Annotated in this window: 10 protein-coding genes; 2 read left to right on the top strand and 8 right to left on the bottom strand. The window is 64.3% G+C overall.

Translation table 11 applies throughout. From position 1 onward, the window contains the following. Window positions 1-64: 64 nt before the first annotated feature. From AB1L88_RS08120 to AB1L88_RS08140, 5 genes are all read right to left on the bottom strand, one after another. Window positions 65-1,288 (bottom strand): carbon-nitrogen hydrolase family protein, encoded by a 1,224-nt coding sequence (locus AB1L88_RS08120; protein ID WP_367096146.1) that lies wholly within the window; start codon window positions 1,286-1,288, stop codon window positions 65-67. Window positions 1,289-1,869: 581 nt separating this feature from the next. After that, the gene (locus tag AB1L88_RS08125) at window positions 1,870-2,757 is read right to left on the bottom strand and encodes a PIG-L family deacetylase (RefSeq protein ID WP_367096147.1); all 888 of its coding nucleotides are present in this window, start codon (window positions 2,755-2,757) and stop codon (window positions 1,870-1,872) included. A gap of 63 nt (window positions 2,758-2,820) precedes the next feature. Further along, window positions 2,821-3,663: a glycerophosphodiester phosphodiesterase family protein gene (locus AB1L88_RS08130; protein WP_367096148.1), complete on the bottom strand. Its 843-nt coding sequence runs from the start codon at window positions 3,661-3,663 to the stop codon at window positions 2,821-2,823. Window positions 3,664-3,699: 36 nt separating this feature from the next. After that, window positions 3,700-6,087, bottom strand: a complete 2,388-nt coding sequence (locus tag AB1L88_RS08135) for a penicillin acylase family protein (RefSeq protein WP_367096361.1) — start codon at window positions 6,085-6,087, stop codon at window positions 3,700-3,702. A 187-nt stretch (window positions 6,088-6,274) separates the two neighbouring features. Beyond that, the gene (locus AB1L88_RS08140; RefSeq protein WP_367096149.1) at window positions 6,275-8,482 is read right to left on the bottom strand and encodes an SGNH/GDSL hydrolase family protein; all 2,208 of its coding nucleotides are present in this window, start codon (window positions 8,480-8,482) and stop codon (window positions 6,275-6,277) included. A gap of 547 nt (window positions 8,483-9,029) precedes the next feature. Between AB1L88_RS08140 and AB1L88_RS08145 the strand changes: the two genes are divergently transcribed. Then, a complete protein-coding gene (locus AB1L88_RS08145; RefSeq protein WP_367096150.1) occupies window positions 9,030-10,730 on the top strand; it encodes a ThuA domain-containing protein in 1,701 nt (566 codons plus the stop codon). Between the two features lie 107 nt (window positions 10,731-10,837). Here the strand turns inward: AB1L88_RS08145 and AB1L88_RS08150 are convergent, their stop codons facing one another. Continuing rightward, a complete protein-coding gene (locus AB1L88_RS08150; RefSeq protein WP_367096151.1) occupies window positions 10,838-13,069 on the bottom strand; it encodes a PQQ-dependent sugar dehydrogenase in 2,232 nt (743 codons plus the stop codon). 567 nt (window positions 13,070-13,636) lie between these two features. On the opposite strand from AB1L88_RS08150, the gene AB1L88_RS08155 reads away from it, so the two are divergent. Next, window positions 13,637-14,578 carry a carbon-nitrogen hydrolase family protein gene (locus AB1L88_RS08155; RefSeq protein WP_367096152.1) on the top strand — a complete coding sequence of 314 codons (942 nt, stop codon included), beginning with the start codon at window positions 13,637-13,639 and terminating at the stop codon, window positions 14,576-14,578. Window positions 14,579-14,604: 26 nt separating this feature from the next. On the opposite strand, the gene AB1L88_RS08160 is transcribed toward AB1L88_RS08155, so the two are convergent. Both AB1L88_RS08160 and AB1L88_RS08165 read right to left on the bottom strand, forming a co-directional pair. Next, window positions 14,605-15,249, bottom strand: coding sequence for a hypothetical protein (locus AB1L88_RS08160; RefSeq protein WP_367096153.1), 645 nt, complete (start codon window positions 15,247-15,249; stop codon window positions 14,605-14,607). 41 nt (window positions 15,250-15,290) lie between these two features. After that, window positions 15,291-17,156 (bottom strand): alkaline phosphatase family protein, encoded by a 1,866-nt coding sequence (locus AB1L88_RS08165; RefSeq protein ID WP_367096154.1) that lies wholly within the window; start codon window positions 17,154-17,156, stop codon window positions 15,291-15,293. Between the last annotated feature and the right edge of the window lie 78 nt (window positions 17,157-17,234).

The following is a 17,234-nucleotide window of genomic DNA, read 5'->3' on the forward strand; positions in this document are numbered from 1 at the left end:
ACGGTCCGATCCAATGATCGGCCTTGATCCACCTGATCGCCTCCGGCCGCGATCGCGATGCGGATCACGGTCTCGCAGGTGAGATCTGTCCCCTGAGCTTGTCGAGCTGTATCCGGGAGGCTCGGTCGATCCAGGAGGTCCGGCACTCGTTACACAGTTGCTCGAACAACCGGATTGCCTCTTCGGTGCGGCCTGACCGGGAAAGCGCCATGGCCTCGTTGAAGCGTGCCTCGCCTGTGGTGAGCACGGTCTCCATGATCCGAATGGCCTCCTCGGTCGTCACGTTCGACGACACCTTGTCGAGGACCGGCGGTTCGAGTTCGGTGAGGATCTGGTACGCCTCCGGAACGCGTTCGCGAAACAATCGACCTCGCATGTCCGCCTGCCGATTCATGGCATCGCCCGCCTCGCGACCGCCGTGGGGGTCGATATCGACGATCGCGATCGAATCCGGGCCATCCGCGGTCGCGAGGATCTTCCCGGATGGGGCGATGATCATACTCCCCTGACCCCTGTTGGCCACCACCAGGTAGACGAAATTCTCGACCGCTCGGGTGCGGAATGCAGCCAGGCTGATATCCTCGTCGCCGATCGCGGCACCACCGAGGGTCGGATGGAAGACCAGATCGGCACCCTGCAACGCGAGGGCACGCGCCGATTCGGGGAACACCATGTCATAACAAATCAGCATCCCAACTGTCCCCAAATCCGGAGTCGGGAAGACCGGGAAGCTCGTGCCTCGCGCTCGAGACCGCTCGGTCATCGGCAAATTGACCTTCCGATAGCGGCCGATCTCGTCCCCCTCGCGGCCGATCAGGAACGCCATGTTGTAGAGCCGGCCATCCCCGTCGATCGTGTCATTGCAAACAACCAGATACATGTTGTGTTTTGCGGCCGCCTTCCCGAGTCGTGTCAGCATGCGATCCACGGCGACCGGGAGCACCTGATCGATGATCTCCGGATTGGCCGCCTCCCAGTGGAGAAGGCCGAGCGTGTCTTCCGGAAACGCCAGGACGTCACACTCTCTCGCTCCGGCCTGAGCGACAAGTTGCTCCAGCGCGACAAGGGTTTCGTCGACGCGCTCGAGCGCGTCGACGGGCGACACCTGGAACGCGATGGTCCGGTTGATCGGCTGCGCCGCGGCCACGCGAACCGTCGAATCGGCTTTTGAACGAACCGTCCCGGGGCCCTCCACCGCCCAAGCGGGAGATGATGCCAGTCCCTGGAGGACGAACGCCATCGAGACGTACATCACGAAAACGAGGCGAAAATCTCGTGACCGGATCATATGATCTCTAAACCTCCTCGGTGGAAAAACAATCCTGGGCTTGCTTTCCAGGGATCGATGGCAGACCAGGACTTCGACTGCAGTGCCCTCATGATCGCGATCCGGGAAGAAAGCAGACACCAGAGTTCCGATCAGGCCATCAGCGGTGGTCCGCTTCCGATCTGCCCGCGGTTCTGCGGAGCAATCGAAATGGCATCGGCCGATGGGATGCCACAGATGAATCGAATTGATGGCGCAATTGTGTCTGAAGACGATACTCCATTTCGGCTAGCACTCGCACGAGTCCTTGTTTAATCTTGAATTGATAGGCCGTTCCTAATGTTACGATCTGCGTGGGCTCAGCAGCCGATCAATCGTGGCAATGTCAATCGTCGGGAGAGTCTGGCTCACATTCCCTTGTCTGATACGGGCCTTCGTCAGCATTGGCCCATGCGCCTGACAGGACGTTTGCCTCTACCGCGATGGAGTTCCTCGTTTCTTCAAATGACGCTGTCGAGGAAATCGTAACATCACGTGTTCGGCATTCAATCGGAATGAGAGGCGAATCCAAACAGGTGAAGTTGCCTCGACTGAGCCTAGAGTCATGACCCTCCCGGAAGATCGACCCATCGTCTCGAAACCTGGCTCATCCCCACTTCAGGTGCCGGCGGCAAGAAGGGGAAAATCCGCTGCCAGGTCCTGCCGTCGAGGGGGGCTCCGAACTCTGAAACCTCGAATGCCTCGATGTAACGGGCGCGAGGCCCTTCGTCTGGGCCATAGACCCGGATCACCTGCTCTCGGTACCGGTCGGCGAGAGGGGCGATGCGCCGACGGAACGAATCGGCCAACCAGGCTCTCCGAGACGCCTCGTCGTCCGGCACGTCGTCAGGGTGTCCGGAATTGTAGGGGAGCCACTCGTAAAACTGAGACTGATGGCAATGGAGCATGGAGACGACCCGCTCAAACTCGTCCTCGATATCGACGACAACATGAGGTTCGAACCTGCAGGGTCGTGTAAACGCATCCGAGAACAGGAGGATGACGGGTGATCTTGCGAGGTGCGGGACATCAGGACAGATAGCAGGAACGGTGAGCAGGTACGACGCATCCTGGACGAGCAAGCCGGCGAACCGATGATCAGGGTGGTAATCATTCGTGCGGTGCGTAATGACAACGTCCGGGCGAAACGCTCGGATCATGCGGATCAGTTGGTGCCGATACTCGAGGCGATCGTTCAATGCGCCGTCGGGCCAATCGAGCACGTGATACGATGCCCCGATCACATCCGCCGCCGCCTTTGCCTCTGCCTTCCGGCGCTCAACAAGTCTCGGTCCAGCCATCTCGTGGTGGCCCGCCCGACCGTCGGTCAGGCTCACCAGAAGCACCTCGCAACCCATCGACGCCCACTTCGACGCCGTGCCACCGGCCTTGATGTCGACATCATCGGGATGAGCGCCGATGAGCATTATCCGAGGCGTCTCGTTGGCCATCAGCAGGCTCCTTCTCGCAGCGATCCCAGGGTGTTCGGTTCGCGCGTTCACCAGCGTTTCGACTCAGGGAGTGCCGTCACGCGCCGACTGATCACGATGACCCGCGCGGAGCGTGCTCCGGAATTCCAACGGGAAGTCGGTGAGCACGGCATCGACTCCCGACTGTGCAGCCAGTCGCCAGTTGCTCGGCTCCAATCCCGCGACCTTCGGGCCAGCCAGGAAGATCCTCTTGCCCATCGCATGAACGCGGTCGACCTGCCCTGACGTCGGGAGAGACCGGACGTAGACCCAATCCGCGTCAGGATCGACCAGAGCGGCCTCGAAGGCCGCGGGAGACTCTGCGAGGGAAGCAACGTGGGCCCGTGAGTCGACATCCCGAATCCGACGCCGCAGGTCAGGACGGTCGATCGCGAGTCCGATGAACACCAGGCGATCAAGGACCCCCATCCGCCTGGCCATCCCGACGACGTCCTCGGCCATCGTCGTGTCATCATCCTTCAGATCGACAGCGACCAGGATTCGGTCTCCCTGCACTCCTCCGAGGAGTCGAAAGACCTCGTCAAGCATGGGGACCGATTCGCCGGCAAAGGCGGGATCGAACCAGGCCCCGGCATCCAGTGATGTGATACGTGCGAGTGAATAATCCTCCACCGCCCCGGTGCCGTCGGTCGTGCGATCGACCGACTCGTCGTGCAAACAGACCAATGCGCCGTCATTCGTGCGCCGCACGTCCAGTTCAAACCCGACCCGCAAGTCAACGCAGGCGCGAAACCCGGCAAGCGAATTTTCCGGTGCGTGATTGAGGAGTCCGCGATGCCCCACCGTCATGGTGCCTGCATCCAAGCCTTCTTCGGTGATGACACACCCAAGAATCAACGGGATGATTCCGATCACAGATATCGTCATCGGGAGACCTTTCCTGCGACTGCGATGACCCCAGGATCATCTCGTCTCGTTGATCGCCGGGGGACGAGCCCCCTGAGCCTTGCTTCCATTCGGGACAAGCTTCAATGTCGACTCGGTGACCGCCTCGACGCCCGATCGGGACGAAATCACGGGGAACGAGCGCCCCTCCGACCATGGATCGAGTAAGTCTGCGTAATGGGGACTCTCCGGATTCCCCGATTGGCCGGGGGCATTCGATCCCAATGATCGATCCCAGTCACCGATCACGGCGACCAACCGGAACGATGCCCCCGATGCCTGATTCGCGGCATTCGACGTGTTGTTCAGCGTGTCCCCGTTCCCACCCCGATCGCGAGGGCCCGGATCGAGTCGTGCGCGGGTCTGGTCATCCACCGCTCGACTCAAGGGGTGATTCAGCCGAATGTGCTTCAACCCGGGCTGGCCATATCGCCACCGACTCATATCGCCCCCCAATCGCCCCGTCAGGTCGTCCTGTGCGGTTCGGAGCGATTCGATCAGCAGCCGATCGCGCTCCGCCAGCGGATTCCGGCCGAGCCTTCCATCGGGAGACGTCATCCAATGAACAAGCTTTTCCGTGGAGATGGAGTGTGGCGGAAGGATCGGCCATGCGTCCTCGGGGATAAGCCGCCGGCCGACCGCTTCCTTGAGGCGTCGTTCCCAGGTTGTATAGATCGCAGCCTCCACGGAGTGACGGTCGAGGGTGAAGTCCCAGGACAGGAGCCGGTCAAGCACCTCCTGCGTGCGGCCGTCGTCGGTCGCCAGCCCTCGAAGCAGGGGGACGAGCAGCCGGGCGGGAATCGAATGCTCATCGTGCTGCAACTGGACCATGTCGCCCAGCGCAAGGAGTCGCCCCGAACTCAGGACCTCCGTAATCCGAGCATATCGAAACGGATCAGCCCAGACGAATCCGATCCTGTGAGGGAACTCCGATGGGACGTTGTACTGATTGGCCGACCCGACCCAGCCCTCTGGCGGGTCAAGCCGACTCGGTAACGCGTCGGGCGGGAGGAAGCCGGACCACTCGTAGCGTCCGTCCCCTGGCACGGGGAGGAGTCCGTTCCACCCCTGCCGGATGGGTGCCAGGCCGACCGCTTGCCAGCCGATATGGCCGTCGACATCCGCCCAGATCATGTTTTCCGAAGGAGTCCGAGCATATCGGCATGCCTCCTGGAATTCCTCCCAGGTTGAAGCCTGGTCCATCCGGAGGCTCGCCAGGTAGGGAGCCGTGCCGACCTCAAGCCAGGCAGCCCGCAACGCATACGCCTTGTGCCGGGATTCATCCTCGAAGAGGACCGGCCCATGTCGGGTGAATTTGAGGTCGACCGTCGTCTCTCCCTCCCCCTTGACGGCGAACGTCTCGGGCTCCACCCTCATCGACTCCCATCCGGAACCGTAGCGGTACTGGAGGGGATTGTCAGGATTCGTCTCATAAACGTACAAATCTTCCTGGTCGACCGGGAAGATCGTCAGGCCCCAGGCCCCTCGACGATTGTGACCGATGGAAATCCCCGGCAACGCCGGCTCTCCGCCACCGATCACGTCCCAGCCAGGCCCGACCAGATGAACCCAGTATCGGAGCGAGGGGATCTGCATGCTCCGATGGGGGTCGTTCGCCAGGATCGGCCGCCCGGACAGGGTGCGATCGCCCGAGACCGCCCAGTTATTACTGCCCAGGATACCGGGATGATTCTCAAGCTCCGGGATGAACGAAAATTCCGAAGTCAGCTCATTCTCATGTTCGTCTGTCGTATCTCCGGCTCGCCGATATTCGGGCTCGACGTCCTCCGGTGCGAATCGGACCCCCGCCCGCGAGGCGGCATAGCGACCCAGGATCTCCGCGGAAATCTGCCCCGCGTCAACGGTTTCATCGAGGACGAACGAGGGATCGCCTGGCTTCAGATTCAAGAGTGATCGCGCACGATCCGATCCGAGGAGGCTCACGAGTTGTGCATACTGAACCTCCTGGGTCGCATTCCGAAACAGCCCGTTGTGGCGAGAGACGACCACCTCGGGCGTCCAGTGGCCGGGCGTAATCCCCAAAATCCGGAAGGGGAGCGGAAGACGGTCCGGCTCTCGGGCGGTGAGGTCGAGATAGCCGTTGATCCCCTCGACGAACGCCGTGATGATCGCTGCCCCTCTCGGATGGTAGTGGGCAAGCTCCTCGGCCATCTCCCCCCGGAATCTCAGGAGTCGTGCCCCGATATCCCCCTGCAACGCCTCCGGCCCCTGAAGCTCGGCCATCGTCCCCGTCGCCCGTCGCCTCCAAAGTTCCAGTTGGAACAGGCGATCGCGCGCCGCGTTGAAACCCTGAGCGTAGAACAGGTCGTGCTCGGTCTGGGCGTAGATGTGCGCGATCCCCCACGAGTCCCTGAGGATCTCCACCGGCGCCTCAAGCCCCTCCATCACGAGCTCAGTCTCGCCCCCCCTCGCGAGATTCAGGACAGGCGCGAGCACCAGACCCATCGATAGAAGAAACACCCGCGGAACGATGGCGGCCCAGATGTGACCTTGATTCTGATTGCGCACGGATCGCCTCGCCATTTGAGCACGCGTTACCAGCGTTGGTCTCGACCCTCTCCCCGCGTCCACCTCAAGGCTTCAGCACCAATTCCAGGAAATCGAAGATCTGCTCATTCGATTCTGCTGTCGGACGGTGCCCCGGCCGGTTGGTCATGGCGACGCGATGGTCGTGTCCGAGGAGTGCGTTGACCGCGAGGGAATGATTCAATGCGCTCCAGCGTTCGGGAGGATCCTCCGACCCCCCGGAGACGAGAAACGGGCGCGGTGCCATCAAGACATGCAACTCGTGCAGGTCGTGTCCGTCCTCGATCAACCGCTCATAGGCCCCGGTCCGAGGCCGGTCGGCCGAGATCACCCCTCGAGGACGCGATCGATCGGCTTCCCAGCCCAGGTACCACGGCTCCCAGTAATTGACGTTCGGCCGCGATTCATCGAAGACGATCCCCGGGTCAGACCACACCCCGCACGCGAACGGCTCATACAGGCATGAAGCGAACAGGGCCCACTTGCCGCCGTAGGAATGCCCCATCACCCCGATGCGGTCCGCGTCGATCTCGGGCATCCGGGCCATCGCGTTGCGGGCGTTGGCCGCCAGGAAGGCCAGATACGAGAGCGGTTGGACCCCCAGCTCGCTCGCCTCCGGGATGACCGCACTCGGATCGATTCCGAGCGAGAGCGCGACAAAGCCTCGTTTCGCGAGTTGTCGAGCGTAGTCGAGGAGGGGGCTTCCCTCCCCGATCGCCGTCTCCGGCTCGTAGAACACGACCAGCATGGCCGGGAAGGGGCCCTCTCCCTCCGGAACGAGCGCGTAACCCCCGAGCATCCGTCCTCCGGGGGCGACCTCAACCCGCACCGAACGTTGTTCGAAACCATCCCGAGGGACCACCCCCAGGAGCTCGGTGCGCGGTTGCTCGACGAGCGGCGGCCAGGACCCCATCAAGGCATGCCAGGATTCGAGGATCTCTCGCCGTCGTTCGGTCCAGTCCGAGGCGAGCCGCACCGCCCGGCCATCATTGAAGATCAGCGGGGAGGAATAGGTCTCCAGATCATCTGCAAATTCGGCCGGCGGGCCGAAGGAGTTCCTCAGCGTCGCGGGCAACCTCAGCTCACCCGTCTCGACCTCATCACGGGCCTCACCGGAATCGGATCGATCCAGGAGGGGCCGTAGGATCGGCTCGAAGACATCCGCCATACGGAGAAAGCCCAGGTCGGTCGGATGGGATCCGTCGACGGTCGCCTCGCCGTCGTCCCCCAGTTGCGGGTCGCCGGGCAAGTAAGTCAGTCCCTCGATCCCCGACTCGACCAATCGATCGTATGCCGCGCTCAGGGCAGCTCGCGAGGCTCGGTTCCGCTCCCGCTGCGTCGCGATGAGCGGGGCGCTGGTATACGATCGGTCCTCGGCCAGCACGATCGGCGTCTCGGGTCGGGCCTCCCGGAGGATCCGGACGAACGGCTCGACGCGGGATTCCACCTCCGCGGCGTCCATGTTCGGCAGGCAATCAATCACATACATTGCCGCATCGATCTCGGCCAGGAGCCCCGCCAGTTCCGGCTCCATCTTCCCATTGCCGGAGAATCCGAGGTTCACGACGGGGCGATTGAAGCGCCGGCCGAGGATGGCCGTATGCACCATGCCCGGTCGCGAGGCGCACCCTCCCTGCGTAATCGATGTCCCGTACACGACGATCGGATTCTCGTGCCCTTCGGGCCTCGAGGGGGCCTTGGCGAGGAACGATCCCTCCGGAAGGCCGATCTCCACCGATGTCACGCCGTTGTAGAGCGGGAGATACAGCAGGTACTCGCGAGGCTCCCCGGTGAGCCCCGAGGCCAGCGTCGCGGTATTCGTCACCTCGCGAGGGAATCCGACGCCGGCCCAATGCCAACCGTCGCCGAGTCTTCCATAGAGATCCAGCCCGCTGACTCCCGTGGCCGGCATGTGCGGCATATCCAGTCGATCGGAAGTGAGCGTCCAATGTGCCTGAATCGTCGGGGCGTCGGTCACGAACCGGACGCAGATCCCGGCCGAATGACGGCTCAGGCCCCAGACCGGATCGCGAACCACCCCTTCGGCGCGGGCCGGCAGCCGGTCGAACGGGGCCTTCGTTTCCGTCCAACCCTGCCCTTCAAGCCCCAGCAGCCGGACATCATACCAGCGTGTCGAGTCCTCCGGATTGACCCTCGCCTGGCTCGGGTCGATCCGGTCTGAAGCGGCCAGATGATGCCCCGAGGACAGCATCCCGACACCTGCGATCAGCACGCAAGCAAACCGATGATTCATCTGAGCGATCCTTGAACAGTGAGACTGCGACCCGAGAGCTCGTCCCGCACGATCCTCACGCGAGAGACGCACCTGGTCCACGTCTCCAGCCAACGCTCATCATGATTGCGCCGTTCTCCTCGTCGTGCAAGGATCCGCACAATTTCTACGAATCGCCGACTCACACGATTTGTCGAAGATGGTGCGATGAAATGTCGCATGATCCTCATGATTGCACCCGATCGTCGGCTGGGTAGTGCTCGATGACGGGATTCGCCCTTCGAGGCCTACATTTCAGCCATTCGAAATAGATAAAAAGTAAATCGTGTTTACAAGTGATCCAATTATGGGTTTGCCCTCCACCTGGGCCCAATCACACCAAGCCCCGAGTGTGAGACGAGCCGGTGCATGGAATTTCCGCGCCGAGATCCTGGTCTCCCGACCAATCGCTCGATATTCTGCGGTTCAGGCGGACGTGCGCCCCCCCGCACGCCTCGCACACGCTGTTCGACCGGCGGCGATCGATCTTGAACCATCAGCCCCTCTTTGACGCTGGAGAGGTCCGACCATGAGAAGCACCCTGCGAACCCCACCTGGATCGGCCCGGGTGATCCCCATGTTCGCCTTCCTAACGGGAATGGCCCTGGCCATCCCCGCCCCCTCTCAGGTGCTGACAGACGGAGACGCCGGCCCGCTCCTGGAACTGAGCCTCCGCTCCCGCGTCGAGCTGGCAGGGGCCGAGGGAGTCGCTCGGGCCGTCGAGCGTGAGGAACGCTGGGATCCCCAGGGGACCGCCGTCATCGTCTGCGACATGTGGGACCTCCACCACTGCCTGAACGCCACCCGCCGCGGAGCCGAGCTGGCACCACGGATGGACGAGGTCCTCGAGGAGGCCCGCCGTCGCGGCGCGACCATCATCCACGCCCCCAGCGGCTGCATGGCCGCATATGAGGGGCATCCCGCCCGCGATCGAGCGCTGAAGACCCCGCGATCCCGCTCCCTCCCCCCCGACATCGACCAGTGGTGCGACCGGATCCCCGCCGAGGAAGGCGGAGACTATCCCATCGATCAGACGGACGGGGGCGAGGATGACGACCCCGTCGAACACGCCGCCTGGGCCGAGAAACTCGCCTCGATGGGCCGAGACCCCCGCTCCCCCTGGAAGGCCCAGACCGATCGACTCCGGATCGACCCCGAGCGTGATTATGTTAGCGACGATGGCGAGGAGATCTGGAGCATTCTCGAGGACCGGTCGATCGAGAACGTCATCCTCCTCGGCGTTCACACCAATATGTGCGTCCTCGGCCGCCCGTTCGGCCTGCGTCAGATGGCGAAGAACGGCAAGAACGTCGTCCTCATGCGCGACATGACCGACACCATGTACAATCCGGCTCGCCCCCCCTTCGTCAGCCACTACACCGGGACCGACCGCATCGTCGAGCATATCGAGAAATTCGTGTGCCCCACGATCACCAGCGACCAGCTCATCGGCGGCCGGGCCTTCCGCTTCCAGGACGACCGCCGGCCGCACGTCGTCTTCCTGATCGCCGAAGACGAATACGAGACGGAGCAGACCCTCCCCCCCTTCGCCGAGGAATCGCTCGGCCAGGACTACCGGGTGAGCTTCGTGTTCGGCGACGACGATGACCCGCACGCGTTGGAAGGTCTGCACGTGCTGAAGGATGCCGACCTCATGTTCGTCAGCATGCGACGTCGCCCCCTTCGGGCGGGACACCTGGAGATGATCCGCGATCACGTCGCCCGCGGCAAGCCGGTCAGCGGCATCCGCACCGCCAGTCACGCCTTCAGCCTCCGAGGCAACCCGGAACTCTCCGAAGGGGTCGCCTCCTGGCCCGAATTCGATGCCCGGGTCCTCGGCGGCAGTTACACCAACCACCACCCCAATGGCATCGAGTCGGCCATCGCCGTGGCCGATTCCGCCCAGGCTCACCCGATCCTGAAGGATGTCGACGTCCCAGCCCTGATCGGCAAGGGCTCCCTCTACAAGGTCCGCCCCCTCGCCTCATCCGCGACGCCGCTGCTGATCGGCACCATCCCCGGCCAGGAACCCGAGCCCGTCGCCTGGACCAACCTCGGCCCGACCGGTTCCCGCGTCTTCTACACGTCGCTCGGTCACCGCGGCGACTTCGAGCAACCCGCCTTCCGCCAGTTGCTCCGCAACGCGATCGACTGGACCCTCGAACCCCTCTCCTATCCCCGGCCGGACTCCCAACCCCAGGAACTCGCCGACGTCCCGGCCGCGTCGTGACCCGCTCGGGTTCCAGGCCGGGCGAAACTCCCTCCCGATCGTGCCGCCCTCTCTCCCCATCCTCCGGGGGAGAGAGGGCGTCGTGTCCTCATCCCTGTCTCCTGGACTCACTCATCCGACGCTCCTTCCGATTCCGGCATCGACCGAATCCACTCCGCGATCAGTTCCACGGCTTCACGATCGATTTCGGTCGACATCAAGGGTGGCATCTGCCCCGTTAATCTCCGGTTCATGCGTTGATACAGGATCGAACGCTCCGGGGATCCGGGGGCAATGATCCGGGCTCCCGGAATCTCGAACTGCGTGTGCTGCGGCACCTCGCCGATGACGTTCATCCGCTCGATCGGGGTCCCCAGGCCGAGTTCCATCAGGGAATTCCCCCCGCCCTCCTTTACGTGACAGGTCGAGCAGTTGACATGAAGGTATGACCGCACCCTCGCCTCGACCGTCTCATCCTCGTCGTACGGATTCACCAGCCGAGGACGATCCTCGGGCCGGGCCGGCAAGTCCCCTTCGAACACTCCCACGTGTTCCAGCGCCCGCAACTGATGATCGACAACGCCTCCGTAATCGCGCGTTCGATCGAGTTGAAGCGGCGAGAAGCCGAGCGTGAATCCCGCGGCCCGGGAATGGCACACCAGGCATTCGGACCGCGCGGGGAAGCGCCACGCCTGCTCTCGGGTCGCCCCAGGAGCCTGGTCGTCCGGCACCTCAAGCAACGCGACCTCGCCCGAGGGCCCAACCAGCTCGGCATCGGTCTGCTCGTCGTTCCAGCGGTAGGAGAACCCGCTCCATTCTCCTCCCTGCCGGTTCAGCAGCCGAGTCTCGATCCGTTTGCGAACGACGTCCCCCCCCTCGTCGACGACATCGAGGCTCAACGTCTGCACCAGCACCGACCCATTCGGCAGCGTCCAGGCGCCCCCCGCGTTGAGCTGCGGCCGTTGCTCGACCCGATCCAGGCCCGGCAGGGCGGCGAACCGCTCCATGCTCGCCCCGTCGGCCCACTGCGGCGCAACCACGTCGAATGGCAACGCCGCCGGATGCGGAACATGGTCCTGCACCGATGCGAACAGCCCCGTCTCGCCGAGCCGCGTCGGGAACGGATGGGGGGGTAAATCCGCCTCGGTGGTCGGCTCCAAGCGATAGAATCCCGTGATCTGATCAATCACGTAGATCTCCCCCTCATGATCGGTGCCGAATCCGGTGATGTTGAACGGCGTATCCACCAGCTCCTCATTCCAGACCACCTGGGTCCCGTCGTGCTTGATCCCCCAGACCTTGCCGGTTGACCAGTCTCCATAGAGATAGGCCCCCACCAGATCGGGCAGCCGGGTCCCCCGGTACACCTGGCCCCCGGTGAGCGATCGGGCCTCGCTGTGGTGGTGGTCGGCGGCGGGCGGCGAGATCGGGTCCGGCCCTTGCTCGCGTTGCGCGTGGAAGATTTGCATCCCTTCGGTGATGCTCCACCCGTAATTGGCCCCCTTCTCGATCAGATACACCTGCTCCCAGAGGTCCTGGCCGTTGTTCCCGGCCCAGAGCTGGCCCGAGGTCGAGTCGTACGTCAATCGCCAGGGATTCCGGAGTCCATAGGCCCACAGCTCCGGCCGAGCATCCGGCCGATCGACGAAGGGATTGTCGGGAGGAATCGAATAATTCCGGCCGGGATCAGGGTGATCGACATCGATCCGCAGGATCGCCCCCAGCAAATCATCGAGGCGCTGGCCGGTCAAGTACGCATCCGAATCGCTCGATCCATCCCCCGAAGACACGAACAGCATCCCATCATTGCCGAACGCCAGGTCGCCCCCATTGTGCCCATTCGAGGCCCATTCGATGATCAGCGCCTTCGACTCGGGATCGATTCGACGCGTCGATCGGTCGACCGTGTAGCGCACCACCTGGGTCGTCTTCGATCGGCTCCGCTCCGGCCCGTTCAACCCGATGAACACGTGCCCATTCCGCTCATAATCGGGATGAAACGCCAGGCCGACCGCCAGGCCATCGATGTAGAGCAGCGTCTCCCCCTCGCTCACCCCCTGGTCATCCTCGACCGCCACCAACTTTCCGGGGCCCGACCGAGGTGTCAGGTGCAGCAGCATGAACAGCCGATTGGTCCCCGGCTCGGGGGTCAGGCTCAGCGGATACGCCTCGTACAATTTCGGAAAGGCGCGGACCACCTTGTACGGTCGCGGCGGTTCCGGCGATCCGACCACCCGCGAGTCGTTCCAGGGCAAGCGTTCCTTCAGACCAAACGGCGCCTCTCCGTCGGGTTGCTCGCCACCGAGCACCGCCTCCGGAAGGATCATGACGAACAGCGCGAAGACGCACCTCTGCAGCATGGTCGGAGCCTCTTGAACGGGTTGGGAACGTGTCGGTCTCGGTAAGTCCTCAATACGCACCGGGGCGACGGAGTCGCTCCCCGCGCACCGGCCATGCATCAAGCCCTGATTCAATCATCGAGCGAATGACGTGAATCGGTGCCCTGTCACGAATCGGCGTCGATAACAACGCGAGGGACTGAAATGGATTGGGGGCGATCAGCGAGACGATCGGAACGGATGGCCAAGCGGCTCGATCGATGGCGATCATGAGTTGACCGCCGCATCTCGCGAAGATCAAGCCCGTTGTCGTCAACCGCGCCCGAGATTGCGCATCGGGGTTTGCCCGATCGCGTGCCCCGCGACACCCATCGGATTGCGAATCCGGCCGTCTGAAACTATCCTGAGCACGTCAAGGCGTCACTCGGCCGGAGGGCCCGGCACCGTCGAAGAACCACGCCAGGCCACTGCCCGAAACCTGTTCTACGATCGACTCCCAATCACAATGGTCCTGACCAGCACCCACTCAATCGAACGGCACGTATGACCCCCGGTCGAGCCGAACCCCGGGCGAGAGGACAATTCCCGATGCGATGCATGACGTCCCGACCGTTCGCCGTGCTGATCCTTCCCTTGCTCTGCCCGATCATCGCTCGGGGCGACGCCCCGGACCGACCGGGACTGGTCAAGGTCGCCGCGGTCCAGTCGCTCGGCTATGACAAGACCGACTTGCCTCGTCCCGGCTTCGACCCCACCGCCACCATGATCCCCTTCATCGACCGCGCGGCCCGCGACGGCGCGCAGCTCGTCGTCTTCCCCGAGTATTACCTCGGCCGGATCTCCGTCCCCGGGCCCGAGACGGACCGGATCGCCCGGGCGGCGGACTCGGGGAACATCCATGTGATCGTCGGTTGCTGGGAAGTCTTCGATGACGAGTCGTTCGCCAACACCGCCCTGGTGTTCGGCCGCTCGGGCGAGATCATCGGCAAGTACCACAAGGTCCATGCCGCGGTCGACCACTTCGAGGGTCAGCCCCCCTGGTCGCAGCCGCCCGGCGGCAAGGACGATGCCTGGTTCCTGACCCATGATCCCGAGTGGAGGATGAAACGCGGCCAGGGGTTCCCAGTCTTCGAACTCGACTTCGGGCGGGTCGGCATCCTGACCTGCTACGACGGATGGTTCCCGGAGTCGTTCCGGGCCCTCTCGCTCAACGGTGCCGAGATCCTTGTCTGGATCAACGGCCGTCAGGGATCGGTCGAGGACTTCATCGTCAAATCCGCGATGTTCCAGAACGAGGTGGCCCTGATCGCCACCAACCAGGCCTATGGCGCCGGGACCATGATCGGCCAGTGGCCCGCCCAGATCCTCGCCTCCTGCGCCGACCCTGAGGAAGACTACATCACCGCGACCATCGACCTCGACCGGGTGCGGCAGGCTCGGCAGAACAGCCGAAATCGCCAGCAGCGACGCCCCGATACCTACGGGCCGATCGTCCGGCCGATCGCATCCCCAGACTCGTCCGCGCCTTGATCCCACAACGCCGTTACGCGGCCGCTTCAGGAGAGATACCCGAGCCCCCTGAGCCGCTCCAGGACCGCACGCTCGTCGTTCTCGACGCGGGATACCAACGTCTCCAGCGCGATGGGCGCCCCCCCCAGTTGCTCCGGGATCGGCCTGCCTGCCAGCTTCAACAGCGTCGCCGCGAGGTCGATCAATCGAACGGCGTCCGGAATCTCCCCGGCCGGCAACCCCCTCGACGAGGTCATCACGAAGCCCCCGCCTCCTCCCCAATCGTCCCGTTCCGACGCGTCCGCTTCGCTGGGTCGGTCCAGGACAACGACCAGGATCGTCACCTCCTCGCCCCGATCGAGAAGCAGCTCGACGGCCTGATGAAGGACCTCGTCAATCCTTGCCAGCCAGGGGTCGATCGCGCCATCCTCGGCTCCCTTCCCCGATGAATCGGGCCACCGCACCACGATCGCCGCATCCCCCCGATCGTGATCCCTCAGGCGAGCCCGGAATCCCTCGATCCCCGCCCGAAACCCCGACTCGTCCCCCAGGTCAGCAACCGTCGCGGGTCTTCTCCCGGCGATCGCCGACCAGAGCGTCTCCACCCCGTCGCACGCATCGACGATCAAACGCCCCGCAATCCCCTCGCCTCGAAGCGCTTGAACATGAACATGCCGGGGATCGTCCAGCAAGTGTCCGGATCCGATTCCCTCCACTCCAATCACGACGAGTCTCATCGCAGCAGGCTTCTCCCTTCCATCTCCGAGGTCCTGGCCATTGCGAAGGCATCGAGCACCGTCGGAGCCAGGTCCAGCAACGAGGCGTCGTCCGACCGGAACGGCCGATTCATCAGGAGGATCCCCGGGACGAGCACCGGATCGATGATGTGATCGCCCGCCCAGATCCTGACGTTGTCCTCAAACACCGAGTCCCCCACGTGCCCCATGGCCGACCCCCAGGAACTCCGGTAACCGCTCCCGAAGCGGACGAGCAGGTCCGGGGCCTCCTCCACGAACGGGCCCGAGTAGACCCGCTCTCGGGCCACCACCGACCGGACGGCGACCGCCTCGGTCACCGGGTCCTCCAATCCCCCCAGCGCGTCCGCGATCGCCCCCTTCAGCGCCTCGGCCTCCTCCGGGTCGACCACCCCTTCGCCTTCCCGGCCGCGGAGATTCAGGAAAATCCCGCCCAGCCCGATTGAATACGCCTTCGTCCTCGACCAGTCGATCCGACCGAGCGGCGGCCCCTCCGGATCCCCCGCCTCCTCGCCGTCGTGAACGGCGAGGAGACCGTTCTCATAGAGCCATTTGTTCAAGTCCACCCCGCGGCGGAATGAACCGAACCCGTGGTCGCTCAGGGCGATCACCAACGTCCTGTCGTCGGCGGCCTCGAGCGCGCGGCCGACCTGCGCGTCGCTCCTCCGGTACGCCTCGGCGATGGCCTGACGGTGCTCGGCGACCATCGGCCGACCGCGATTCGCCGCATGCCCGGCATCCCGGTAGCGCCAGAACAGATGCTGGATCCGGTCGGGAATCCCGAACAGGCAATAGAGCATGCCCGACTCGAACCGACCCAGTTCATGCTCGAACATCGCCTCCCGTTCCCGCCAGAGGTCCTCGCACTGATGCAGGAACGCCGACTCACTGATCCGTCCGTTACTCAGCGCCGCGTGGTCTTCGGGCAGCCCGGTCGTGTGGAATGGGCCGATTGCTCGGCTCAGGTCGCCGGCAAACGAGTCGGGGTGGCTGATCGGGAAGGGGGGGGCCTCCGGGTCGAACTGGATGGGAGAGCAATACAGCGCAACGCGATCCGGCCCCCGTTCCACCAGCAGAAACCGCACCAGCCCGCGCACCGACTGCAGCAATCCCATGCGGAATGTCACACGGAGCCAGTCGCTCCAACGCCCCCGCTCCAGGACCAGGCTCTCCGGGTCGCCCGGGGATCGCAGGATCATCCGGCCTTCCTCTGCCGCGTCCTCGAGCACGATCGGCACCCGGGTCTCGCCCCGCGTCCTCGGGTGGATCGGGCCGAGGATCACCGTCTCGATCGGCCCCGGGCCAGTCCCCGGCAGCGGCACCACGCGTTCGGCCTCGCCCGCAACCACCCCACCCGCCGAGGTGTAGTAAGTCCCCGTGCCGAACCCGCCCCGCAGGTCAGGCACCCCCATCCCCGAGAGCATCCGCCCCTCGATCTCGTCCGGCGGGTACGTGCAGGGGCAGCGGATCACCGAGGACGGAATCCCCCGCTCGGAAAGGGCGCTCCAGAAGGGGACCCCGCGCCGAAGGTTCACCACGCGGGGGAGTTGGAAGACCCCCGGCCGCTCGTAACGGTTCAAGGCCAGTTCAAGTCGATACGTTTTCGGATCCCGATTCACGAAATCGAAGATGCCGTGACCGCCCGGATTCGTCCCCGTGGCGAAGCTCGACCAGGCCACCGGCGTCTGTGCCGGGAGCGTGGTCGCCACCCGGCCATAGCCCCCTTGTTCGCGCAGGGCCGCGAAGTGCGGCAACGCCCCGGCGGCCAACTGTTCGTCGAGGATCGTCGGGTCCAGCCCGTCGAGCCCCACAATGATGACGCGAGCGATCCCGGGCAGTCCCACTCCCTACTGACTCCTTACGTGCGCACCGCGATCCTCGGGCCAGGCCGGCTCCGATTCCGGCCGGCCCGGGCCGATCAG

The organism is Tautonia sp. JC769 (assembly GCF_040717455.1).
In the GTDB taxonomy this organism is placed as follows: Bacteria; Planctomycetota; Planctomycetia; order Isosphaerales; family Isosphaeraceae; genus Tautonia.